Genomic DNA, 22,636 nt, shown 5'->3' with positions numbered 1-22,636 from the left:
ATTGAAATCGCGCCGCTACGAATACATGCAGGACTCTGTAGCGGCGCGATTTATCGCGAATTATTTCAGGCGATTTTCCTGGAGGTTTGCACGGCGCTCGCCAGCTTCAGCGATTCGGCTGGTACCTGATGCGCGAACAGCTGGGTGGTTAAATAACTGCTGCCGCCATCGGCCAGCAACACCACAATGCGCTTGCCGCGGTTCTCCGGTCGCGCTGCAACCTGTTGGGCCGCCCACAACACTGCCCCGGACGAATCCCCCACCAGCACGCCCTCGCTCAGCGCCAGCTGCCGCGCCGCTGTATACGCCTGCCAGGTTTCCACCGCGATCACTTCATCGTAAACGCGGTGATCGAGATTGGCAGGAATACGCTCAGGCGTCTGGTTGCTGAACGCATGCACGCCGGTAATTTCCAGTGGATCCGGACGCAGTTCGCTCGGCTGTGAACCCACGCCCGGCTCCACGGCGATAACCTGTAATTCCGGATGCTGCTGTTTGAGATAGCGTCCGGTGCCGGAGAGCGTGCCGCCGGTTCCGACGGCGGCGATAAAGATATCCAGCTCGCCGCCGCTGTCGCGCCAGATCTCCGGCCCGGTGGTGCGCTCATGCACCGCCGGATTGGCCGGATTATCCAGCTGCAGCAGGAAGTGCACTTCCGGTTCCGCTGCGGTGACCTGCTCGGCCAGCCATTTGGTGGCGGCGACGAAATCGCCGTTGCTGGCATCGTAAAACGCTTTGAACCCTTCAATGGTGCTGAACGGCACCACTTCGGCACCGTACGCCTGAATAATCTGGCTGCGTTCGATGCTAACGAAATCATTGATATAGACGCGGAACTTGTAGCCTTTCGCCGCCGCAATCGCCGCTAACCCAATGCCGGTGTTGCCGCTGGTGGTTTCAACCAGCGTATCGCCGGGCTGAATAATGCCGTTGCGTTCGGCGGCTTCAATCATGCTGAGGGCGATGCGATCTTTCACGCTGTGATTGGGATTAAACAGTTCGAGTTTGGCGACCAAATCGGCCTGAATATCGTGTTGCTGTGCGTAGCGAGACAGGCGCAGCAGCGGCGTGTTGCCAATCAGTTCAGTGATAGAAGCAGAAATTTTTGCAGCCATAATCGACCTCATAAATAGATGAGATGAGCCTGAATGATTGCGCGATCAATCGCGCCGCTACGGATGGGTGCACATACCGGATCGGCGCAATTCATTACGCAATGTATGTCGTTACCATTTCACCGCGCTGCGCTGCCATGACAACAGGCGATCGCGCACCAGGAACAGCAGGGAGATCAGCGAAGAGAACAGCAGCGCCATAACAATCAGCGCGGCGTACATATTGGCGTAAGCCGCCCAGCCTTGCGCCCACTGCAGATACCAGCCGAGCCCGGACTTCACGCCCATCATCTCCGCCGCCACCAGCACCGAGAACGAGGCGCCCAAACCCATAAACAGGCCGACAAACAAGTGCGGCAGCGCTGCCGGCACCGCCACGCGCAACACGAGGAACAGCGAATTGGCACCGAGCGTGCGCGCCACATCGTAATAACGCGTATCAACGCTGGAAACGCCCGACCATGTTAGCACCGTCACCGGGAACCAGGTCGCCAGCGCAATCAGAAATACCGCCGCCGAGAAGCTTGACGGGAAGAAGTAGAGTGACAGCGGCAGCAGCGCGGTAGAGGGCACCGGGCCAAGGAAACGCAGAATCGGATGCACCCAATAACCCAAGCCGCGCGACCAGCCTATCGCTACGCCGGTAATAAAGCCGACCACGCTGCCGTAGATAAAGCCGAAGGCCAGCAGACGCAGCGAATTGAGCACGCTATCCAGCAGACGCGGCCAATCGGTGGCATAGGCTTCGACCAGCGCACGCGGCGGGGCGAAAAACGGCGCGGGCAGCAGCGCCAGTTTGCCGGTGACGGTTTCCCACAAGCCGATCAGCAGCGCCAGCACAATTAGCCACGGACCGCTGCGTTTGAGCGGCGCGAGTAAGGTCAGCCGCGGGAACAGACCTGAGGCAATCGCCAGCCCGGTGAGAAGCAGCGCGATGGCGGCAAACAGCTCATGCGTTTCATTGACAAAGCGCGGGGCGGCAAAACCCTGCGGCTTATCCGGCACCGCCACCATCAGCGCGACCAGCGCCCACCACAGCAGGAGCGCACCCCAAACCGCCGGTTGAAGGCGGCGCGGCACATCACGGTTGCGGGCAATCGTCAGGGTTTCACTGGCCATTCTCGTCTCCTTAACTCGACATGTTGCTCATGTGCGCCATGTTGCTGGCGTGCTGATGGGCGGATTCCGCCGGCAACAGCTCCGGCACATAGTGTTCGGCGAAGCGCTGCGCATCGGTATCCGGGCGGATCACGTTGATTTTTTTTAGCTCATCGATATAAACCGCCACCTCTTTGCGCAGCTGCACGCCGGTGGAGTGATGACTATGAGTGTGCTCTTTCAGCATCGCGGCGATATCCTCCACCGCGACGGAGCCGGGCACAAACGGCTGGAAGATTTTCGCCGTCTCGTCCGGATGTTCGGCGGTCCACTGCTGCGCATCGACAATCGCCTGAGTGATAGCACGCGCGGTGGCGGGATCGTCACGTACCAGCGAGCCGCGCAGGCCCAGCACGCAGCAGGTGAGGTTGGCGTATTCGCCTTTCAGGTTGTTATCGACTTCCACCAGGTTGTGCTGCTTCTTCAGCAGCCAGCCCTGTGGATCGTCGGTAGCCAGCGCCTGCACTTCGCCTTTGCGCAGCGCTTCGCCAAACAGGTCGGGCGGATATTGCAGCCAGCTGACCTGCTTATCGGGATCGATGCCCTGTTTCGCCAGCTGAATGGCGAAGAAGTTGCGAATCGGGCTGGCTTGATCGCTGACCGCCACCGATTTGCCCACCAAATCTTTCACATCGCGGATGCCGCTATTTTGCGGCGCGAGTAAACGCATGCAGCCGCCGTGCGTGCCGACGGTGAGATCCACATCAAAACCCTGCTCCAGCGGTTTCAGCCAGCGCAGCGCCATGCCGATGCCGCCATCGGCCTGGCCGGTGGCAATCGCCTGTAACAGCGCATCGGTGGGGCCGCTGAAGTTCACCGGCTCAACATTCAAGCCGTACTTTTTAAAGAAGCCTTGCTTCAGCGCCACAGATATCGGTGACTGACACACTGCGGTTTGCCCCCAGGCCAGCTTGATGGTTTTGAGGGATTTTTCGTCGGCAAACACGTTGCTGCTCAGCAACGGATTTACCGCCACGCCAGCACTAAAGAGACCCAGCCCGCGTAATAACGCGCGGCGGCTCAGAGAGAATCGTTGCAATGCCATCCTGTCTTCCTTGTAGATAAAGTTCACAGGCACTATGGCAAAGGCAATTAGCGCGACCAAATAACAATCCCGCATGACATCATGCAGTTTTTCATTATGAATATTTGCGGATAGGTTTGCCGAAATGGCTATTTCGATGTGGGAAAGGCGAGGCTTATGCTTTATTTCTTAGCAAATCAAGCAGGAGCGAAAATATGGCTACCACTTCGGCGGGCGTTAATATTGCGATTGAGAAGGTGAATCATCACTTCACCCTAGAAGGCGAAGATTTACCGGTGCTGGAGAATATTAATTTGCAGGTAGAGGCCGGTGAATTTGTCGCGCTGCTGGGGCCGTCCGGCTGTGGCAAATCGACGCTGCTGCGTTTGCTGGCAGGCCTCGAACCGCCCGCCAGCGGGTTACTGGCAGAGGAGGGCAAAGCGATAACCGCGCCCAATCCGTCGCGCGTGGTGGTGTTTCAGGATCCCACGCTTTATCCATGGCGCACCGTCTATGACAACGTCGGTCTCGGTTTGCAGATTCGTGGGGAGAGCCGGCCGGTGCGCGAACAGCGCATTAACGCGATGCTGGATCGCGTCGGCCTCAGGCAGTTTGCTCGCGCGTGGCCACATCAGCTTTCGGGCGGTATGGCGCAGCGTGCAGCGCTGGCTCGCGCGCTGGTTAACGTGCCGCGTTTGCTGATCCTCGATGAACCGCTCGGCAAGCTCGATTCCCTGACGCGGTTGCGGATGCAGCAGGAGATTGTCGACCTGTGGCAGGAGCAGCAGTTCACCACGCTGATGGTGACGCACGATGTTGAAGAAGCGTTGGTGATGGCGAATCGCGTGGTGGTATTCAGCCCAAGACCGGCGAAAGTGGTGGATGTGATCGAGGTGGATCTGCCGTGGCCGCGCCGTCGCGATGATCCGCAGCTGGTGGCGCTGCGCAGCAGGATATTGGATTTGTTGGGGGCGGATCGGGTAGCTGCGTGATGTGGGTCGCCATTCATGGCGACCTTCTGGCATTTAACCCTGCACGGTCCGGCAACCGGCCAAAATATCATCCGCAGGTTGATACTCGCTGGTCTGAATCCCCGTCAATCCCAGCAGGGTAGAGAACAGATTATCCTGCGAATAACCCTGATGCGCCGCTTGTTTATCGACACAGCGTTTACTCACGCCATAACGCTGCTGGTAATCTGGTGACAGCCAAATCAGCATCGGCACATGTTTCTGCACATCCGGTGCAATTGCATACGGCATACCGTGCAAATAAGCACCATTTTCCCCCAACGACTCACCGTGATCCGATAAATACACCAGGCTGGTGGTGTATTGATCCTGATGAGCCTTCAATACATTGATCGCCTTATCGACAATGTAATCGATATACAGAATGGTGTTGTCGTAGGTATTCACCAGCTGCTGTTGCGAACAATCCTGAATTTGATTGGTATCGCAGGTCGGCGTGAATTTTTTAAACTGCGGCGGATAACGGTTGTAATAGGTTGGGCCGTGACTGCCAATGGTATGCAATACGATCACGCCGTTGCCTTTAAGGTTTTTAATAGAGTCCTCAATACCGTGAAATAATACCTCGTCATAACACTCCCCATCGTGACACATATTCGGCAGATTCAGGCTGGTCATATCCTGATGCGGGACGCGATCGCAGGCACCTTTACAGCCGCCGTCATTATCATTCCATAAAACCTGCACGCCGGCGCGCTGGATAATATCGAGCATACCTTCCTGATGTTCAGCGAGCTGATCGTCATAATGCGCGCGCGCCATATTCGAGAACATGCATGGCAAAGAGACCGCAGTAGCGGTACCGCAGGATTGCGTATTGGGGAAATAAGAGACGTCATCTTTCGCCAGCAACGGCGTGGTTTCGCGGCCATAACCATTAAGCTGGAAATTCACCGCGCGCGTGGTTTCACCCACCACCAAAATCGTCAGATTGCGCTTTGCACCCGCCAGCATCTGCGGCTTTTGTTTGGCATCTAAGCCAATTTTCACCAGCGGCAAATTGGCGGTGCGGCTGTGGTGATACCAGGAAAGTGTCGCCACAATGGAGTTCGACGGGCTGAGCGATTTGATCAGCTCTTTTTGGTTACGAAATAGCGAGGCGTAATCCTTATAGAAGAATGTCGCCACCAGGGCGATGCAGATGACCGACACCACAATTGAGGCGGCGCGTTTGGCGATGTTTTTCCACAGAGGTTCGTTATGTTTAATCCGAATCCAGAATACCAAAAGGGCAGCTAGCAGGCCGCTGCCACCCAGCGTGATAATTAACTTAGGCGACAATAAAGCAAAGGACTCGGACGGTGTGGTATCCAGAATATTCACGATCATCGAGCGATCAATAACAATGCCGAAGGTCCAGATGAAATATTGCGCAGCCGCCGCCACTAATACGAACAGCGCAAGAATAAGCCGGTCAAGCCAAACAAAAGAGGCGAGCGTGGCGATAATATTGATCACGCTAAATGCCACCAGCGGCATTGAGACGAAGACGAATATCGTGTGCAGCGTATCAAGCGGCATCGCTGCAATCACCTGACGATAAAAGGCAATATTCAGGAACACCGCAATATAAATTGAAAATAGCGAAATAAACGTCAGCCGACTTAGCGTCGGTCTTTTGCGCAGCGAAAACGTCATTGGTCCATCCGTAACAGTGAAGATGGCGCCAGATTAAGAAATGAAGGTTAAGTCAACCTTAGGCTGAATCCTGTCAGGCAGATTTATCTTTAAATAACATCATCGCTGCTGACCGTGGTGAACAATAATTCGCGCAACCAGCGATGCCCGGCATCGCGGTGCGTTCTTTCGTGCCACGCCACGGTTTTGGTGAAGCCCTGAATCTCCAGCGGCGGCGCGAAGACTTTTAACCCCGCGTGGTGCAGCGCCAGACGACGCGGCACCACGCTAATCAAATCGCTGACGCGTAAAATCTCCGGCAGCACCAGAAAACTGCACACCGAAAGCGTGACGCGGCGCGAGCGTCCTATCGCGTTGAGCGCGGCATCGGTGACGCCATGAAAATTCCCGCCGAGATAAGACACCAGCGCGTGGTCCTGTGCGCAGAAGTCGTCTAACGAGAGGGTTTCACGATTGGCCAGCGGATGATCGTCGCGCATCAGGCAAACATACTCTTCAGCATACAACGCGCGGGCATGCAGTTCGGGCGGTGCGGTATCGGGCGTGATTAAGGCGATATCCACCGATCCGCGTTCGAACTGTAACGCCAACTGCTCATTGTTCACCGGTAACACCGCCACGCGAATTCCCGGCGCCTGCTGGCGCAACGCCGCCATAAACGGCACGATCACCGCGCGCAGCGCGTAATCGGTAGCGGCAATGTTGCTGGTCATCTCGGCGGTGGCCGGATCAAATTGCTTCGGCTGCAGCAGCGCACTCACTTCCGTCAAAATAGTTTTAACCGGCAGCGCTAGTTCCAGCGCGCGCAGCGTCGGCACAATGCCGCGTTGGGTGCGGGTAAACAGCGGATCGTCAAAGCATTCACGTAAACGCGTCAACATGCCGCTAACCGCGGGCTGCGTCAGCGATAAACGCTCCGCCGCACGCGTCACGCTGCGCTCATCGAGTAAGGCGTCGAGCGCTTTCAGTAAGTTGAGATCTAACGTGCGGAGATCGGTTTTCATGGTTTTCATCTTCAGCGGGGTTGCAGCAAGCATAGCGTGATGCAGATATCATTTTAAGTTATATCACAAATAAAATATTGCGATTGGCCTTATGTCTTTGTCAGCCGGATACTGCATCTGTCCTTTAGCAACCCACTATTAACCTTGAGATTGACTCGATGAAAATGAACGCGATTAACTGGCCTGAAGGCTTTGTGCCGGGTTTTACTGATAATTATTGCTCGAATGAAGTGATCGTCGCTGGCCTGACAACCGCCGATATCTGGCCGCTGCTTAACACGCCAACATTGTGGCCGAGTTACTATCAGAACTCCGCCAACGCGCGCTTTTATGACCACAAAGGCCCCGAGCTGGCGCAGGGCGTGCGTTTCTACTTTGAAACCTTCGGCTTCCCGGTTGAAGCGCAAGTCACTGAATATGTGGCACCTGTAGCAGGCGAACCGGCGCGCGTTTCATGGCACGGCTGGGCGGGCGAACCGGGCAGCGACGATCGTCTGGACGTGCTGCATGCATGGTTGATCGAAGATCTTTCCGATAATCGCGTGCGCATCCTGACGCAGGAAACGCAAAACGGCAAACCCGCCGTCGAGCTGGCAAAAGCGCAGCCGAACCCGATGATTAATGGCCATCAGGATTGGCTGAGTGGTTTGGTGGCTGCAGTAAAAGCCCGCAAATGATGAACCAGAGCAACGCTAATGCATATTTTGTAGCGGCGCGATTTATCGCGCGTTGTGTAAATACGCGCAATAAATTGCGCCGCTACGGTTTGCGCTAACTGTTATACATGCTGTTTTTCAACCAGCGCAGCGCCTGCTGCGCGCGTGCTGACAGCGGCCATTCGGCGCGGTGAATCAGCCAGATGGTATCCACTAATTCGACGTTATCTGTGGCAACCGCAATTTCTGCTGGCCGCGCAAATGCCAGACGGGCAAAGCGCGGCAGCACCGCGAAACCGAGGCCACGCGCAACCGGCTCCAGAATCAAACCGATCTGATTGCTGAAGCCACGCTGCGGCAAATTGCGTACGCCCGGATTACCGGGAAAGCGTCGGCTGAGCAATCGCGTTGCCATCGCTTGTCCATCAGGATGATCGATATAACCAAGCGCTTCGAGATCTTCCCAACGGTGTACGCTCGCGCCTGCCGGGATCACCAGTTCGAGCGGCTCTTCGGCAAACTTCTCTGCCACCAGCCGTTTGTCGTCCGGTTTTTGCGTCACCAATCCCATTTCGTAGCGGTTGTGCAGCACCGCATCCATCACTTCGCTGTCGGGCGCGAAGCGATGGCGCACGCTGAGATCGGGATAATGCTTTTGTAGCGCCAGCAACAGCGGATAAAGTCGCAGCCCTATGCTGCCGGGTGAAATCAGGCTTACTTCGCCGCAGGTGACGTCATCATCACTCAGGCGTAAAGCTAAATGCCGCTGAGCGCGATCCACTTGCTGGCAATAATCCAGCAGCGCGCGTCCGGCTGGCGTCAGTTCGAGCGGACGTTTGCTGCGCAGCAGCAACGGACCCAATTGCAGCTCAAGATGACGAATATGCTGGCTGACCGCCGCTTGCGTTATGCCCAGTCGCTCGGCGCTGTCGGTGAAACTGCCAATCTCAGCCAGCGTGGCAAAAGAGGTTAACCATTGGGGATTGAACATAAGGATATTTTATAAAACCTATAACTGAATCACTGTTTTCATTATACAGGCGGCAACGTAGTCTGGGGATCTATTCGTAACAGGAGATAGATGATGACTGCCCCTTATCCGCGTACTTTTTCTCATATTGGTTTGTCAGTCACCGACCTTGATGCCGCCGTGAAGTTTTATACCGAGGTGATGGGCTGGTATCTGATCATGCCGCCAACCGCGATTCAGGAAGACGAATCCGCGATTGGCGTGATGTGCCGCGACGTGTTTGGTCAGGGCTGGGAGAAGTTTCGCATCGCGCATCTCTCAACCGGCGATCGCGTCGGCGTCGAGATCTTCGAATTCAAAGCCGCTGAAAAACCGGAAAACAACTTTGAATACTGGAAAACCGGCGTCTTCCACTTCTGCGTGCAGGATCCCGATGTGGAAGGTTTGGCGGCGAAGATCGTCGCGGCAGGCGGCAAACAGCGCATGCCGGTACGTGAATATTTCCCCGGCGAGAAGCCTTACCGCATGGTTTATATGGAAGACCCATTCGGCAACATCATTGAAATTTACAGCCACAGCTATGAGCTAACTTATTCCGCAGGTGCCTATGTCTGATAACCGATTTTCAGTGCCACAACAGTGGCGCGCCTGGATGTGGCAGGGCGAGGCGCTGCAGCAAGAAATCATCAGCGCAGAACCGCTGCAGCCGCACGATGTGGTGGTGCAGAACGCCGCGATTGGCCTTAATCCCGTCGACTGGAAAGTGCTGGCGAGCCAGATTGGGCAAGTGCCAGGCGTTGACGGTGCCGGAACGGTGGTGGCGCTGGGTGCAGAGGTTGACCCCGGCTTGCTCGGCGCACGTGTGGCGTACCATCAAAGCTTGCGCCGCAACGGCAGCTTTGCCGAGTTCACCGTGCTGGCGGCGCAGGTTTTGATGCGTCTGCCGGATGGGCTGGATTTTGCCACCGCAGCGTCACTACCATGCCCGATGCTTACCGCCTGGCAGGCCATCGAGAAAGTGCCGACGCAGCCGGGTGCCGCGATCCTTATCGCCGGTGCGGGCGGTTCAGTGGGGCATTTCTTAGTGCAGATGGCGCACGCGCGCGGCTTTGAGGTGACGACGCTTAGCCATGAACGTCATTGGTCGCGTCTGCACGCACTGGGTGCGAAGCGCTGTCTGAGTGATTCAATGCACAATGCCGAAGCAACACAGCGACGCTACTTTGCAGTGATCGATGCCGTCGGCCCGGAACATGCCGCGCATCTGGCGGATAACCTGCTGGCGAATGGTCATCTGGTGTGCATTCAGGGACGCGTTGAACAGTGGCCGTGCGGCCCGTTTGGTCGCGCGCTGTCGCTGCATGAAGTGGCGCTGGGCGCATTACATCTGCACGGTGATGCGCAACAGTGGCGCGCATTAACGCAACAGGGTGAACGCCTGATGGCGCAGCTGGTGCAAGGCAAACTGGAAAGCGAGCTGTTACTGCATTTTCCTTACGATCAATTACCTGCGCAGCTACTGGCGTTGCAACATCGCAACTTCAGCGGCAAGCAGATCATTTTGCTTTAATCAGATTCAGAGGTGGTTATGTCAGGCCTATTTACGCCCTTTACCTTAAAAGATGTCACACTGCGTAACCGCATCGCCGTGCCACCGATGTGCCAATACAGCGCCGTGGATGGCATGAGTAACGAGTGGCATCGCGTGCATTACAACAGCCTGGCGCGCGGCGGCGCGGGATTGGTGATTGTTGAAGCCACCGCAGTATCGCCGGAAGGGCGCATCACACCCGCTTGCCTTGGCATCTGGAACGACGCGCAGGCGGAAAAGCTGGCGCAGATTGCGCGTGAAATCAAAGCGTCAGGCGCGGTGCCGGGCATTCAGATTGGTCATGCCGGACGCAAAGCCAGCGCCAATAAGCCGTGGGAAGGTGACGACCATATCGCCGCCGATGATGCTGCCGGTTGGGAAACCATTGCGCCATCCGCGGTGGCGTTTGGTCAAAATCTGCCGCGCGTACCTCAAGCCATGACGCATGCGGATATTCAGCGCGTGCGTGAAGACTTTGTGCGCGCCGCTCAACGCGCGCGTGATGCCGGTTTCGAGTGGCTGGAGCTGCACTTCGCGCATGGCTATCTGGCGCAGAGCTTCTTCTCAGTGCACGCCAATCAGCGCACGGATGAATACGGCGGCGATTTAGTGGGTCGCAGCCGCTTCCTGCATGAAACCTTCGATGCGGTGCGCGCGGTATGGCCAGAAAATCTGCCGTTGACGGCGCGTTTTGGCGTGCTGGAGTTTGATGGCCGCGATGAAGAGACGCTGCAGGAATCGATCACGCTCACCAAACAGTGGCGTGAAAACGGTCTGGATCTACTTAGCGTGAGCGTGGGCTTCTCTACGCCGGATGCCAATATTCCGTGGGGCCCCGCGTTTCTGGCGTCTATCGCCGAGCGCGTGCGCCGTGAAGCGAATATCCCTGTGGCTTCAGCGTGGGGTATTGATGCACCGGCAATTGCCAATCAAACCATCGAGAATGGTCAGCTGGATCTGGTGATGGTGGGGCGCGCACACCTGAAAAATCCAAACTGGGCGTATCAGGCCGCACTAGCGCTGGATAAGAGCGAACCATCATGGGTGCTTCCCGCGCCTTACGCGCACTGGCTAGAGCGTTATCGGGTGAGTGAGGCTTAATGCTGCCCGCTTAAGAAAGAAATGACCTATGTATGCAGGTGCGCATGACTGCGCACTCTACGCAGCCTTGTCGGTCGCCATTCATGGCGACCGATTAACGTTTTAAACTGCATTACGTATTACGGTTACGACCTATTTGTACTAACCCACCATTGTAAAACGTGATAATGAAGAACTATGCCAGTCGATTTTCACTTGTTGACGCCTATTTTAAACAAACGATAGCGGGGTTCAAATTTTACACGCTGATTTTGAAATGCCCGCTTCTGCCACGAAACGGACGAGCACGTCAGACCCGTTATGAGCGAAAAGTGGTAATAACATTATTTTACACTCATACAGCTCTAAATTAATCTATAGATTAATTGCTAACTGAGGATGATATTGTGACATTTAAGGATAATTCTATTGTACTCACTGTTAAATAAGGGCTGCAAAGCAGCCCTTTTATTGTCAATGTTTTCTATAGTTAAGTAACCACTTTATCTGATGGTTTGAGGTGTATTTTCATTCCTGAAAATAAAAGCGCCTTAATTTAATTAATCATTTATTTTCTCTTCTCTCCGGAACGATATTTTTCATAATATTGCTCCATCATTTTTCTTAATGATTTACCAATGGCGGCGTACTCATATTCATTTAAGTTAGCCAGAGATATGCGTCCTGCGGGCTTCAGACTGCCGAATCCGGTTCCCGGAAGCATGACTATTCCCGTCTCTTCGGCAATTCGGAACAGGATATCGGTCGGATTGAGCGTTTTATTCACCCAATCAGCGAACTCGTCACCATAAACTTGTCGGGATATCGCTTCGAGATCCAGCAACGTATAGTAATCCACGGCTTCTTCTGTATCGATATGCGTTATACCCAGCTCACGATACAGCACAGCCTGACGGCGACGAATAATTTCTGACACCGCCGCTTTGTATCCATTCTCCCCATCCATAAGGGCAAAAAGACTGAACAACACCATCTGCACCTGTTGCGGGGTGGATAAACCGGCGGTGTGATTCAGTGCTACGCTTCTGCTGTCAGCTACCACCCTGTCAAGAAAGCGCAATCCGGGTACATCCGGAGTCAGTGAACCGTAACGTTGGTTAAGGCGCTTTTTTTCTACATCACTGATTTTAGCTAGTTTCTCATCAAGGACATTGAGTTGATGAGTCGCGATTACACCCAGACGCCAGCCCGTTGCTCCAAAATATTTAGAAAAGGAATATACCAGTATCGTGTTCTGCGGACAGGTGGCGAACAGTGATTTGAAGTCGTTGGCGAAAGTTCCATATACATCATCGGTAATAATAATGAGATCTGGACGCTGCTCAACAATGCTGACCATTTTCTCAAGCGTACGCTCATCCATTTTGACTGAAGCAGGGTTGCTCGGATTAACACAGAAAAAGATTTTTATCGCGGGATCCAGCAACTTATTCAGCTCTTCATCGGGATACTGCCAGTTATCATCCGGGGACGCATTAATCATTACACTTTCCAGACGGTAGTCTTCCAGCTGCGGAATTTCGATGTACGGGGTAAATATTGGTGCTCCCATTGCCACTTTATCACCGGCAGTGACCAGGCCATTCGTACGCAGCGTATTAAAGAGGTAGGTCATGGCGGCTGTGCCCCCTTCAACTGCAAACAGGTCGACATCCTCAGCTGAAATCAGGCCACCGATCATCTCTTTAACGATATATTCACGCGTGATTTTTTCACTGAGAGCCAGCATTCGCGGCGGAACCGGATAATTAGAACCGAGAATGCCTTCCACCATTTCATGTAAAAAATCCGAAGCGGAAAGTCCTAACTGGTCCCGTACATAGCTCACTGCTCGTGATAAAAAAGCCACGCCCGGCTGCTCATGGCCACGTGCCAGGAATGCATCAAAACGCGCCTCGATCCCCTCAATGTGCGGTAACCCTCCAATCCCATGCGGCAGGTAAGAGTAGGAACGCTCCGCCTCTTCGGTAGCAAACAATCCAAGGCGCCAGAAAGCACGGCGTGGCAAGGTGGCAAGAAAGTTGGGATTTCCTCTGCCGGCATTCAGCATCAGGCGGTCGGGTTTGCCCGAAGCTAACTTAATTAGGGCGTCTTTAAGTTCGAAGGGACTAAGTGATGCATATTGTTCGTAAGGATTTGACATAGAAAACATCTCCAGATGATGAAGCATTTAAACGTCATACCAGGGCGACGATCAGCGGGCCCAGCAGGGTAAGAAACACATTTGCCAGACCGTAGGTCACAGCAAATGGCGCAGTCGGAATGGCATTACCAGCTTTATCAAGAATTTCGCCAAAAGCAGGATTGGCGCTGCGGGTACCAGACAACGCACCGGCAAATATCGCCGTATTGTCATAGCGCAGCAGGTAGCGGCCGATAAATAAGGTGATCATCAGGGGGACAACAGTAACCACAATGCCGATCAGGAAAATAGAAATACCGTTGTTCCTGACGGTCTCTACGGCCTGCAGGCCAGACTGTAAACCAACCACGGCAACGAATCCTGCCAGGCCCAGATCGCGAAGCAGGCCAGAGGCTGGCAAAGGCATATTTCCTGTCAGGGGCTTCCGCGCTTGATACCATCCAAACAGCAAGCCAGAAAGCAATGCACCGCCGCCACTGCCGAGCGTCAAAGGAACAGAACCGATGCGAAGTACCAGTAATCCCAGCAGCAGACCAAACGCAAGGCCAAAACCGTGGAACATCAAATCCGTTTTTGGGCTTTTTAGCAGCACCGGTCCCGCCAGCGCCACCGCACGCTGGATATCCTGCTCGCTGCCATAGAGTGTCACAACGTCATTGCGTTCAACTACGGAGTCATCTTTGAAAGGCAGTACTGTCTCACCGCGCTTAAGCGCAGTCACATAGATACCGTGACGCACATCGCCCGAAATTTGGTTACGCAGTTCATCCACCCGCTTGCCCGTCAGCGCGGGATTGGTCAGTAAGACTTCGGATGTCTTCATGGTCATTTCCGGCCCGTCTTCTGCATCCAGCTCTTTTCCCAGCGAGGAGGCGAGGGCAACGATGCCTTTGCGGCGGCCCACAAGTAACAGGATGTCGTTATCATTAAGCGGCATGTCAGGCGTAACGGCGATGACTTTATCGCCGCGTTTAATGCGTTCAACGGTAACCGGGAAAAGTGGATTAGCTAACGCTTCAATCTGAGCAACGCTTCTGCCTGCTGCCGGTCCTGCCAGAAACACCCTTCCTACCAGTTCAGGTAATGCAGGCATCTGACCTGGCGCCAGTATGATTGCGCCATGCATCAGTTCCTGTTCAGCTTTTATTGCGTCTTCACGAATAGAGCGCCCCATAATTTTGGGAAGAATGTTAACGCAGATAATGATGGCACCCAGGGAGCCGAAGATGTATGTCACCGCATATCCCACCGCGACATTACCCTGCATCTGCTGGAGCTGTGCTGGATCAAGATTCAGTTTTGCGATGGCGGCACTGGCAGTACCGATAATCGCTGACTGGGTTAACGCACCAGCGGCGATGCCGGCCGCAATTCCCTTGTCCAGCGCAAATATTTTTGCCATCACGACAAGAGTGGCTAAGGAAGATACAACCAGAACCAACGCAAGGGCGATCTCACGCAATGTCCGCCGGCCCAGAGAGGAGAAAAATTTGGGGCCACTTTCGAAGCCCACAGCGTAAATAAAAACGGCAAATAGAACGTTTTTAATGCCGCTGTCGATGGTGATACCAACCTGGCTTATCAGCACGGCAATGAGCAATGCTCCGGCGACGCCACCAAGCTGGAAAGCGCCCAGTTTAAATTTACCAATCCACGTGCCTACAGCGAGAGAAAGAAAAAGCGCCAGCTCCGGTGATAATCGAAAAACTTCATGAATCAAATCCATAGAAATATATCCCGCAGAGAAAATTCTTAGGACTCAGGCATATTTTTCTGCCTGAAGAGTGATTATTCAGTTAAAAGAAATGTCAGCGTTTGATGCTTATCTCAGGGTAGCTTTATAATTTACTTTCGCAAATTAAAACCCTAAGAAACAGGCTTGAGGAAGCAAGATACTGATAAATGGTCTAATTTTAATCGTTACATTTTGAAGGCGAACCGGCAATTTATTACATACGGTTAACTTTTTTATTCATTTTTCGACTGAGTCAAACTATTAAGCATTATAAAATGGTTAATCATTATGGAAAACTCATGCAAAGTGGCTATATTATTCCTAAGCAAATGACTTGTATCTGTCATCTAAATGCTAATATTATGTAAATAATTGATATGCAAATGCTTGCGCATTGTTTCATAACATGCTCACTTAGTAATACTACAGTATTTAGATTACGCGGGTGCAGCAAGTAACATTCCACACTTTGCCACTATATCGGAAAATATGAGGTCGTTATGTCAAGTGAATCAGTTAATGATATATCAAAAGACTTATCCGCCTTTGTAGGGACGCATTTTGTCTATACCTATGATAACGGATGGAAATATGAATGGTATGCGCGTAATGACAATACGTGTGATTACAGGATTCATCAGGGGTTGGTAGGTGGTCGTTGGGTGACAAATCAAAAAATGAATGCCGTGCAGTTCGCACCTGGCATTTATAAAGTCGACTGGCACGAGCCGACAGGAACCTGTGTGAGCCTGTTATTTGATATTGAAAGAAAGATCATTCATGGCACCATCTTCTTTCCTCAGTGGATTGCAGGTGAAAATCAACATCCTGAAAAAACAATTTGTTATCAAAATGAGTTCATTGAGGATATGCATCGCTTTCGCGATGAAGGACCGGCATATCCCTATGTTGTGATACCCGAATTTGCCAGGGTCACGTATATGAAAAATGAAGGGCCTGATAATGATGCTGTTATTAATATGCCCCCAGGTCAACTTCCGGATAATTTCTTCGATGGGAAATAATTAATTCAGGACATTACTGCTTCATTACACTGACACCTCAAAGCCAATTCATTTGGACGCTGAGATGCCGAGCAATGTAGTAGAGATTTTAAGTGAGCGGAAAGAGTCAGGAAACCTCGCTACTTTTTTCAGGCCAGCCAAATGGTTCAGCTGGCCTTTATTTAAACGTCTTTAATAAGGGAAGTGGTCAGCTCAGCGCGACCCTCATTTTTAGTGCAATCACCAGCGCGGCAAAACACATTATGCAACCCGCGGTAATGAAAACACCGGTTACGCCGCTGAGACCAAAAAGTAATCCTCCCAACGCAGCACCCGCAGCAATTGAGGATTGAACTGCTGCGACTACCATGCCGCCAGCGGTTTCAGCCTGATCGGGAACGGAACGCGCTACCCAGTTTGACCACGCAACGGGTACGCCACCAAATGCCATACCCCACAACGCGACGAACAACATCAATCCTGCTTCCTCAAGTGGCAGCAAAATCATGCTTAATGCCGCTAAACCAACAAGTGCTGGCATCAGTATCAGGGTAAGACGCAGGCTTTTCTCCATCAGCCACCCGGCCAGCAGCGTACCGATAAAATTAGCGACGCCAAATCCAAGCAGTATCAAAGACAAACGATCCACATCAAGTTGAACGATATTTTCAAGAGCCGGACGAATATAGGTAAACAGTGCATATTGACCCGTATGGGCAATCACACACCCCGTCATTCCCACCGCAATGCCTGGGCGGCGGAGTAAATCCATGACAGATGCCGTAATCATCATTTTACGCGGAGCCATCCCAGGAAGCGTAAACAGCTGGAAAAGCAGTGTCAGCAGGCCAACTGCGGTTGCAGCGATAAAAGCACTACGCCAGCCATAAAGCCCACCTAAATAGCTTCCCAGCGGGATCGAAACCACGGTACCGACAGCAATACCGCTAAAAATAATAGAGAGAGCACGCGGGACGCTTTTTGCAGGGACCAGCCGCATAGCTACGGCAGCAGCCATACTCCAGAAGCCTCCCAGCGCGATGCCTAGCAAAATGCGCATGACCAGCAGAACAGCCAGACTGGAGGAGAGTGCGACAAGCAGGTTGGAGGCGATCATCAGCACGGTAAAACCAAGCAAAACAGCTCGGCGATCATAATTACGCGTCAGGCGGGGAACCATCAGACCCGCAAACAGGGCCACCACAGCTGTCACCGTCACAGCCTGACCAGCAAGCGCTTCGGTTACACCAAGATCCGCGGCCATGGGTGTTAACAGGCTGGCAGGAAGATATTCTGCAGTCAGCAAGCCAAACACGCCCATCGTCAGTGAAATAACGGCCATCCATGCGGATTCTTTGGGTTCCGCACTGTTCAAACTAACGGATGCAGCTTCAGTTGCTTCATTTCTCATAACACACTCTTTTATTGGAGAAAAAATGATAACTCCAAGTCTAGAGTTCAGCGGCCGGACGATCTATGATGCCACATCCTGATTTTTTACCCGAAACTCCGGTTATGCATGTGAATAAACACTTTGCCCTGTCATCCGAACTCATCAGTGAATTGCTGCTGGAAATGCGTCTGCGTGGCGTGCAGTATCGCCGTTTACAGACGGGCTCTGAGTTTGGCGTCGGTTTCAGCAACAGACCCGGACATGCCTATTTTCATTACATCGCAGTGGGTACTGCTGTGCTGCGCACACACGATGGTACGTTGCACGAACTAAAAGCCGGGTGCATGGTATTCATGCCGCAGGGCGAGGAGCATCAGCTTTTATCGGATGTCAGCTGTTCATTTCAACATATCGACACGTTCGGCTCTGCTCCTTTAGGCGAGGCCGTCAGCGGAATTAATACTTGCCCGAGTTCGCATCCGACGCCCAGCACGGTTCTGTTTTATGGCTGTATGGAGTTCGATCTTGGTGGAATGCAGGGCCTGGGTAAACTGATGCCGCAAGCCATCGTGGTTGAGGCAAATGAACAGATTTATCCGGGGCTGGTTCCCGTTCTGGGCGCGATGAAATCTGAAATCTGTTCCGGACGCGCGGGCTTCGCGGGCATTATGGCACGCCTCGCAGAAGTGGCGGCGGCCATGATTGTGCGTGGATGGATCGAAAACGGCAGCGAGAACGCCGCTGGTCTGATCGCGGCGTTACGTGATCCACGACTTGCCCGTGCCATTTTGGCCATTCATCGTGATACAAGCCGGGAGTGGTCTGTTGCCGAGCTTGCTGCCCAGTCGCATGTATCACGTTCTGTTTTTGCTGAACGCTTCAAATCAATCATCGGCATACCTCCGCAGCGCTATGCAAGGGAAGTGCGAATGCGCATCGCGGGTCACTGGATTACTCACGATAAGATCTCAATTGACACCGTAGCGCTTCGCCTCGGCTATGCCTCGCAGGCAGCGTTTAGCAGAGCGTTCAAGCGCATCAATGGGTATCCACCGGGCGCTATGCGTCAGCGAACAGCGAGAGGCGTTAATACAGTAAGTGAGTGAATGCTATTTTTGTCATTTGCTGGATTGAATGTAGAAGACCGTAAAAACTGAGCGGAAACGACTTTTCATCATTCTACGTATCGCAAATTTCTCCGGTGTCCGCTTCTGGTACAAAGTTGCTGGTTGTAAGAAGCGGATATCTGTAATGAGCAAAGAACTGACATAACGTTTACAGATACTGGTGGTTTTGAAATTACGCAATCAAGCAAAATGATTAATTCTGATCTGACTGACTTTGTCACTAAACATTCTTTCCGAATATGCTTTTTCGTCCATGTAGGAAAGCACGATTTTTACGATGCTATAACGAATCTTAAAATCAGGAGCCTGGGATTCTAAATTGAAGTCAAACGAATCTACGTTTAACGGAATAATGAATATGTCATGCTTAAAAAAATATGTATAGTGGGTCTTCCCCAGTAATGGGGATATAATCGACAGTTCTACATTTTACGTTACTTTACTCATGCTTCTAGTCGTGTCAGGAACCTGGGCTTCTAAATTGAAGTTAAACGAATTTACGTTTAAAGGAATAACGAATATGTCATGCTTAAAAAAATATGCATATGCCCCATTTATATCACTACTTTATGGTGTTTCAGCAACGGCCTCACCAGATTTGATGTATGACATTGATAAGAAGGACTATTCGGTGTCAACAGAGGTGACGCCACAATTTTCCTGGGATAAAAGTGAGTCTCAAGGTGATAAAACCCAATATTGTCTTACTCCTCGCGATCCAGGATGCGGCAAAATGTGGCATGAGGAAAAAGCGAAGGATTATTCCTGGTCCACAGAGGTAACGCCAAAACTATCTTGGGAGAAAAGTGAGTCTCAAGATGATAAAACTCACTATTGTCTTACCCCTAGCGATCCAGGATGCAGCAATATGTGGCATAAGGAAAAAGCGAAGGAGTATGACGAGCGGAGGCAGCGTTCCCAACAAAAAAGGCTTTATAATTAACATAAGTGATCGTTCAAAAGCTCATATTCAGTTTTCCATAGTGGGATATTACGCCTGGCTTGTAATGTTCTTAATAGTTAGGCTAATAATATTTGACGTTTCATTTCTCGAAAATTGTTTGCAGCTTATCGAGAATGTATCTAAAAATTGCACTAAACCGCCTCGAGTTCATTTACTGATTCGCGAAATGTTATGGATTGGACAGAATAACTTGAGCGTCCAAAGTCAGTTCCTTTTGGGAATATTGTCTGACCAGCTTGTTCGTATTTTCATTTGAGCCACGCTGTCAGGGAGATTGAGGACCACAGAAATAAATCCAAATGTCTGTCGCTACCGTAAATCGAGCGTGGCTGGTCGTTTGGCGCCTCGATCCCATGTTAGTGTTTTATAAAAGCTCAGCAGGTAATTCCGCGCTTGTTTGATGAGTGCAGATACAACAGTTATGGTTTTGTTGTCGCTGATTTTGGACAGCATAACAAAGCGGGAATGGCGTTCAACGTGGGTGACGATATAGGAGTTAGTAGACATCTCTATGTTTGGTCGGGTTAAATATGGCTAATTCGTTAAATAACCTTGATCCCGAGCTGAGTTGATCACACCTGCACTACAACCCATATTCCTCGCGCAACAACCCAAACAGCCAATCGTTATGCCAAGCATTTCTCAGCCAGTAACTTTCTCGCAGTTCACCTTCTGATACAAAACCGACTTTTTCCAGCAGTCGCCGTGAGGGCGTATTGCCTGCGGTGACGGTAGCGCTTAGGCGTCGAATGCCGCCGTCGCTGAATGCATAGTCACAAATCGCGCGGAGCGACTCGTGCGCATAGCCTTTGCCTTGCGCTTCAGGTGCGAACAGAAAGCCGACTTCGGCGCAGTCATAACGTAGCGGCGCAATTTATTGCGCATTATCAGGGTGGGTGCGCAATCGCCATCACAGTGCGCGATAAATCGCGCCGCTACGGATACATGCAAAACGTGATTATTGCTGGAACCGCAACGCCACATCAAACGCCTGCTCGGCACCAACAATAATCGCCGACTCTTCATCGCGGAACGGCACATCACCGAGCAGCAGGCTGGCTTTCACTTTGCGCAGATCCGAGGTGCGCAAACTCAATCCGGCCATGCGCGCGCTGCCGTCGTAATCAATCGGCAATCCGGCGAAGCGCTGCGTAACATATTCCGCGGCGGCAAAACGCACCGTTGCCACACCCGCTTTGAGCACAAACGCGCCTTCCTGACAGGCGGTGAGTTTATCGGCACCGAATAAACGGCTGTAGGGCTGCGCAGCGGCGGCGGGATCCTGCGCCACCACCACGAACTCGACGATATCGCTCACGCCATTCGGATGGACGCGCCACGCGTCCTGCCACACCGAATCCGGCGTATCGTGCTGACAAAAGAAGCTGCGGCCGTTCGCAACCAGCGACGGGCGCAATCGCACGGTGCGGAAGCGTGCTTCCTGCTCGGTGCCGTCCGGCAAAGTAACGGGACGGAAAAAGCTCGCCGGTAGATCGCCGTCGATGTCCTGGCTCTCCAGATAGCGCCACACCGCATCGGCATCCTCGGTTTTCCACACTAATCCGCTGAGGCCAATCGGCGACTGCCACAAATCCTGGCGCAGATTGCCGCGCCCAGGCTCAAACCCCAACAGCTCCAGATAGTTATCTCCAAAAATCGCCAGATGATTACTGGAGCCGAGCGAATGATGGCCGCGCTCGGTCAGCTGAAATCCCAGGCGACGAAACAGCGCGCTGGCGTCATCCAACTGGCTGGCAACGTTGATCACCACATGGTCGAGACGTGGAACAGGTACAGAAATCGCCATCGCTTTTCTCCTTGCTCTCATGGTCACGATGCCAGCGCCTGTTGTTGGCGCAGCGTCAGCAGCGCGCGCTGGGCCAGCTCGGTAAAGTAATGCACCGCCGGTTCCAGCATCGCTTCATCCGGATCGAATCCGGCGTGATGCAGGCCAAATTCACTGGCGCTGCCGATGCTGACGAACGCGCCCGGCAGCTGCTGCAGGTAGAAGGCGAAGTCTTCGCCACCCATCTGCGGCGTGCCGACCTGTGTTTGATAGCCTTGCTCTGCGGCCAGATCCAGCGCGAAATCGGCCCATTGCGGGGTGTTGACCAGCGAAGGCGGACCTTCCTGCCACACCAGCTCCGCCTGTGCGCCAAATCCGGCGGCGATCCCGTTTATCAGCGCTCTCATTTTCTGCGGGATCTGCGCGCGAATCGCCGCATTGTGGGTGCGCACCGTGCCTTCCAGTTCCACCGTTTGTGGCAGCACGTTCCAGCTGTTGCCTGCGGTAAAGCGCGTCACGCTGACCACCAGCGACTCCAGCGAACTGAACACGCGGCTCGGCAGCGTTTGCAGCGCGGTGACGATGTGGCTGCCAATCACGATGCTATCAATGCCTTCATGCGGACGCGCGGCGTGCGCACCTTTGCCGTTGATAGTGATCTGGAAACGATCAACGTTGGCATAATAGGCACCGCCGCGCGTCCGCAGCGTGCCGGTTGGCAGATCCGGCGCGTTATGCAGGCCGAAAATCGCCTGCACCTCTTTCAGCGCGCCCGCCGCCAGCAGCTGTTTCGCGCCGGTAAAAATCTCTTCGGCAGGCTGGAACAGAATGCGCACGCGGCCAGGCAGCTGGGATTCGATGCGTTGCAACTGCTGTGCGACGCCCAGCATCACGCTGCTATGCAGATCGTGGCCGCAGGCGTGCATCACGCCCGGCTGTTGGGAGCGCCATACTTGATCGGTTTGCTCGTCGATGGGCAGGGCGTCGATGTCGGCACGCAGCGCAATCAGCGGTTCACCGTGACCGATTTCTGCCACGACACCGGTTTTCAAATCCAGCGGCAGCAGCTTGACGTTGAGTTCCTGCAACCAGCGGGTAAGGCGCTCGGTGGTGGCAAATTCCTGATCCGACAGTTCGGGATGCTGATGCAGCTCGCGTCGCCAGCGCACCAGCTGTTGATGGGAAAGATCCGTCAT

The 22,636-nt window shown here is 53.1% G+C and carries 19 protein-coding genes and 2 pseudogenes; 8 read left to right on the top strand and 13 right to left on the bottom strand.

Features of this window, described 5'->3' with window-relative positions:
• Positions 1-65 precede the first annotated feature (65 nt).
• From IB226_RS09995 to IB226_RS09985, 3 genes are all read right to left on the bottom strand, one after another.
• Complete coding sequence (locus IB226_RS09995) at positions 66-1,115, bottom strand: PLP-dependent cysteine synthase family protein (protein ID WP_192235052.1); 1,050 nt, start codon at positions 1,113-1,115, stop codon at positions 66-68.
• 111 nt (positions 1,116-1,226) lie between these two features.
• The gene (locus IB226_RS09990) at positions 1,227-2,234 is read right to left on the bottom strand and encodes an ABC transporter permease (protein WP_137386995.1); all 1,008 of its coding nucleotides are present in this window, start codon (positions 2,232-2,234) and stop codon (positions 1,227-1,229) included.
• Between the two features lie 10 nt (positions 2,235-2,244).
• The gene (locus IB226_RS09985; protein ID WP_192235049.1) at positions 2,245-3,318 is read right to left on the bottom strand and encodes an ABC transporter substrate-binding protein; all 1,074 of its coding nucleotides are present in this window, start codon (positions 3,316-3,318) and stop codon (positions 2,245-2,247) included.
• A 194-nt stretch (positions 3,319-3,512) separates the two neighbouring features.
• Here IB226_RS09985 and IB226_RS09980 point away from each other — a divergent pair, with 194 nt between their 5' ends.
• Positions 3,513-4,289, top strand: a complete 777-nt coding sequence (locus IB226_RS09980) for an ABC transporter ATP-binding protein (RefSeq protein ID WP_192235047.1) — start codon at positions 3,513-3,515, stop codon at positions 4,287-4,289.
• A gap of 33 nt (positions 4,290-4,322) precedes the next feature.
• On the opposite strand, the gene eptA is transcribed toward IB226_RS09980, so the two are convergent.
• Together eptA and IB226_RS09970 are read right to left on the bottom strand one after the other, a co-directional pair.
• Positions 4,323-5,966: a phosphoethanolamine transferase EptA gene (gene eptA, locus IB226_RS09975; RefSeq protein ID WP_192235045.1), complete on the bottom strand. Its 1,644-nt coding sequence runs from the start codon at positions 5,964-5,966 to the stop codon at positions 4,323-4,325.
• 89 nt (positions 5,967-6,055) lie between these two features.
• Complete coding sequence (locus IB226_RS09970) at positions 6,056-6,970, bottom strand: LysR family transcriptional regulator (RefSeq protein ID WP_192235044.1); 915 nt, start codon at positions 6,968-6,970, stop codon at positions 6,056-6,058.
• A 164-nt stretch (positions 6,971-7,134) separates the two neighbouring features.
• Here IB226_RS09970 and IB226_RS09965 point away from each other — a divergent pair, with 164 nt between their 5' ends.
• Positions 7,135-7,647 (top strand): SRPBCC domain-containing protein, encoded by a 513-nt coding sequence (locus IB226_RS09965; protein ID WP_192235605.1) that lies wholly within the window; start codon positions 7,135-7,137, stop codon positions 7,645-7,647.
• 94 nt (positions 7,648-7,741) lie between these two features.
• Here IB226_RS09965 and IB226_RS09960 read toward each other — a convergent pair whose 3' ends face one another.
• Positions 7,742-8,617, bottom strand: coding sequence for a LysR family transcriptional regulator (locus IB226_RS09960; protein WP_192235041.1), 876 nt, complete (start codon positions 8,615-8,617; stop codon positions 7,742-7,744).
• Positions 8,618-8,707: 90 nt separating this feature from the next.
• Here IB226_RS09960 and IB226_RS09955 point away from each other — a divergent pair, with 90 nt between their 5' ends.
• The 3 genes from IB226_RS09955 to IB226_RS09945 are packed head-to-tail and all read left to right on the top strand — an operon-like array spanning position 8,708 to position 11,288.
• The gene (locus IB226_RS09955) at positions 8,708-9,211 is read left to right on the top strand and encodes a lactoylglutathione lyase family protein (RefSeq protein WP_225608256.1); all 504 of its coding nucleotides are present in this window, start codon (positions 8,708-8,710) and stop codon (positions 9,209-9,211) included.
• Positions 9,204-10,166 carry a zinc-binding dehydrogenase gene (locus IB226_RS09950; protein ID WP_192235039.1) on the top strand — a complete coding sequence of 321 codons (963 nt, stop codon included), beginning with the start codon at positions 9,204-9,206 and terminating at the stop codon, positions 10,164-10,166. The genes IB226_RS09955 and IB226_RS09950 overlap by 8 nt, the downstream gene beginning before the upstream one ends.
• An 18-nt stretch (positions 10,167-10,184) precedes the next feature.
• On the top strand, positions 10,185-11,288 hold the full coding sequence (locus IB226_RS09945) for an NADH:flavin oxidoreductase/NADH oxidase (RefSeq protein WP_192235037.1): 1,104 nt from the start codon (positions 10,185-10,187) through the stop codon (positions 11,286-11,288).
• Positions 11,289-11,835: 547 nt separating this feature from the next.
• Here the strand turns inward: IB226_RS09945 and IB226_RS09940 are convergent.
• Both IB226_RS09940 and aspT read right to left on the bottom strand, forming a co-directional pair.
• Positions 11,836-13,431, bottom strand: coding sequence for a bifunctional aspartate transaminase/aspartate 4-decarboxylase (locus IB226_RS09940; RefSeq protein WP_192235035.1), 1,596 nt, complete (start codon positions 13,429-13,431; stop codon positions 11,836-11,838).
• A gap of 34 nt (positions 13,432-13,465) precedes the next feature.
• Entirely contained in the window at positions 13,466-15,157 is a 1,692-nt protein-coding gene (aspT, locus tag IB226_RS09935) for an aspartate-alanine antiporter (RefSeq protein WP_192235033.1), read from the bottom strand.
• Positions 15,158-15,666: 509 nt separating this feature from the next.
• Here aspT and IB226_RS09930 point away from each other — a divergent pair.
• On the top strand, positions 15,667-16,191 hold the full coding sequence (locus IB226_RS09930; protein WP_110868449.1) for a phenolic acid decarboxylase: 525 nt from the start codon (positions 15,667-15,669) through the stop codon (positions 16,189-16,191).
• Between the two features lie 187 nt (positions 16,192-16,378).
• On the opposite strand, the gene IB226_RS09925 is transcribed toward IB226_RS09930, so the two are convergent.
• Positions 16,379-17,581, bottom strand: a complete 1,203-nt coding sequence (locus tag IB226_RS09925; protein ID WP_192235031.1) for an MFS transporter — start codon at positions 17,579-17,581, stop codon at positions 16,379-16,381.
• Positions 17,582-17,646: 65 nt separating this feature from the next.
• Here IB226_RS09925 and IB226_RS09920 point away from each other — a divergent pair, with 65 nt between their 5' ends.
• Together IB226_RS09920 and IB226_RS09915 are read left to right on the top strand one after the other, a co-directional pair.
• The gene (locus IB226_RS09920; protein WP_192235029.1) at positions 17,647-18,669 is read left to right on the top strand and encodes an AraC family transcriptional regulator; all 1,023 of its coding nucleotides are present in this window, start codon (positions 17,647-17,649) and stop codon (positions 18,667-18,669) included.
• A 541-nt stretch (positions 18,670-19,210) separates the two neighbouring features.
• On the top strand, positions 19,211-19,633 hold the full coding sequence (locus IB226_RS09915) for a hypothetical protein (RefSeq protein ID WP_192235027.1): 423 nt from the start codon (positions 19,211-19,213) through the stop codon (positions 19,631-19,633).
• Positions 19,634-19,857: 224 nt separating this feature from the next.
• On the opposite strand, the pseudogene IB226_RS09910 reads toward IB226_RS09915, so the two are convergent.
• From IB226_RS09910 to IB226_RS09895, 4 genes and pseudogenes are all read right to left on the bottom strand, one after another.
• Positions 19,858-20,167 (bottom strand): annotated as a pseudogene (locus IB226_RS09910) (IS30 family transposase); the annotation flags it as partial.
• 70 nt (positions 20,168-20,237) lie between these two features.
• Positions 20,238-20,510 (bottom strand): annotated as a pseudogene (locus tag IB226_RS09905) (GNAT family N-acetyltransferase); the annotation flags it as partial.
• A 102-nt stretch (positions 20,511-20,612) separates the two neighbouring features.
• On the bottom strand, positions 20,613-21,461 hold the full coding sequence (locus IB226_RS09900) for a VOC family protein (protein WP_192235025.1): 849 nt from the start codon (positions 21,459-21,461) through the stop codon (positions 20,613-20,615).
• A gap of 23 nt (positions 21,462-21,484) precedes the next feature.
• Positions 21,485-22,636 carry an amidohydrolase gene (locus IB226_RS09895; protein ID WP_192235023.1) on the bottom strand — a complete coding sequence of 384 codons (1,152 nt, stop codon included), beginning with the start codon at positions 22,634-22,636 and terminating at the stop codon, positions 21,485-21,487.

It is taken from the genome of Pantoea sp. PNT03 (assembly GCF_014852515.1).
GTDB lineage: Bacteria > Pseudomonadota > Gammaproteobacteria > Enterobacterales > Enterobacteriaceae > Pantoea > Pantoea leporis.
Note: the sequence above shows the minus strand (reverse complement) of the source record. Positions and strands in the feature narration are given on the sequence as shown.

What these genes read in the sequence shown, in the direction of transcription:
- IB226_RS09995 (WP_192235052.1), bottom strand. Translation starts at nt 1,115, where the DNA reads ATGGCTGCAAAAATTTCTGCTTCTATCACTGAACTGATTGGCAACACG.
- IB226_RS09990 (WP_137386995.1), bottom strand. Translation starts at nt 2,234, where the DNA reads ATGGCCAGTGAAACCCTGACGATTGCCCGCAACCGTGATGTGCCGCGC.
- IB226_RS09985 (WP_192235049.1), bottom strand. Translation starts at nt 3,318, where the DNA reads ATGGCATTGCAACGATTCTCTCTGAGCCGCCGCGCGTTATTACGCGGG.
- IB226_RS09980 (WP_192235047.1), top strand. Translation starts at nt 3,513, where the DNA reads ATGGCTACCACTTCGGCGGGCGTTAATATTGCGATTGAGAAGGTGAAT.
- eptA (WP_192235045.1), bottom strand. Translation starts at nt 5,966, where the DNA reads ATGACGTTTTCGCTGCGCAAAAGACCGACGCTAAGTCGGCTGACGTTT.
- IB226_RS09970 (WP_192235044.1), bottom strand. Translation starts at nt 6,970, where the DNA reads ATGAAAACCGATCTCCGCACGTTAGATCTCAACTTACTGAAAGCGCTC.
- IB226_RS09965 (WP_192235605.1), top strand. Translation starts at nt 7,135, where the DNA reads ATGAACGCGATTAACTGGCCTGAAGGCTTTGTGCCGGGTTTTACTGAT.
- IB226_RS09960 (WP_192235041.1), bottom strand. Translation starts at nt 8,617, where the DNA reads ATGTTCAATCCCCAATGGTTAACCTCTTTTGCCACGCTGGCTGAGATT.
- IB226_RS09955 (WP_225608256.1), top strand. Translation starts at nt 8,708, where the DNA reads ATGATGACTGCCCCTTATCCGCGTACTTTTTCTCATATTGGTTTGTCA.
- IB226_RS09950 (WP_192235039.1), top strand. Translation starts at nt 9,204, where the DNA reads ATGTCTGATAACCGATTTTCAGTGCCACAACAGTGGCGCGCCTGGATG.
- IB226_RS09945 (WP_192235037.1), top strand. Translation starts at nt 10,185, where the DNA reads ATGTCAGGCCTATTTACGCCCTTTACCTTAAAAGATGTCACACTGCGT.
- IB226_RS09940 (WP_192235035.1), bottom strand. Translation starts at nt 13,431, where the DNA reads ATGTCAAATCCTTACGAACAATATGCATCACTTAGTCCCTTCGAACTT.
- aspT (WP_192235033.1), bottom strand. Translation starts at nt 15,157, where the DNA reads ATGGATTTGATTCATGAAGTTTTTCGATTATCACCGGAGCTGGCGCTT.
- IB226_RS09930 (WP_110868449.1), top strand. Translation starts at nt 15,667, where the DNA reads ATGTCAAGTGAATCAGTTAATGATATATCAAAAGACTTATCCGCCTTT.
- IB226_RS09925 (WP_192235031.1), bottom strand. Translation starts at nt 17,581, where the DNA reads ATGAGAAATGAAGCAACTGAAGCTGCATCCGTTAGTTTGAACAGTGCG.
- IB226_RS09920 (WP_192235029.1), top strand. Translation starts at nt 17,647, where the DNA reads ATGATGCCACATCCTGATTTTTTACCCGAAACTCCGGTTATGCATGTG.
- IB226_RS09915 (WP_192235027.1), top strand. Translation starts at nt 19,211, where the DNA reads ATGTCATGCTTAAAAAAATATGCATATGCCCCATTTATATCACTACTT.
- IB226_RS09900 (WP_192235025.1), bottom strand. Translation starts at nt 21,461, where the DNA reads ATGGCGATTTCTGTACCTGTTCCACGTCTCGACCATGTGGTGATCAAC.
- IB226_RS09895 (WP_192235023.1), bottom strand. Translation starts at nt 22,636, where the DNA reads ATGACGGATCTTTCCCATCAACAGCTGGTGCGCTGGCGACGCGAGCTG.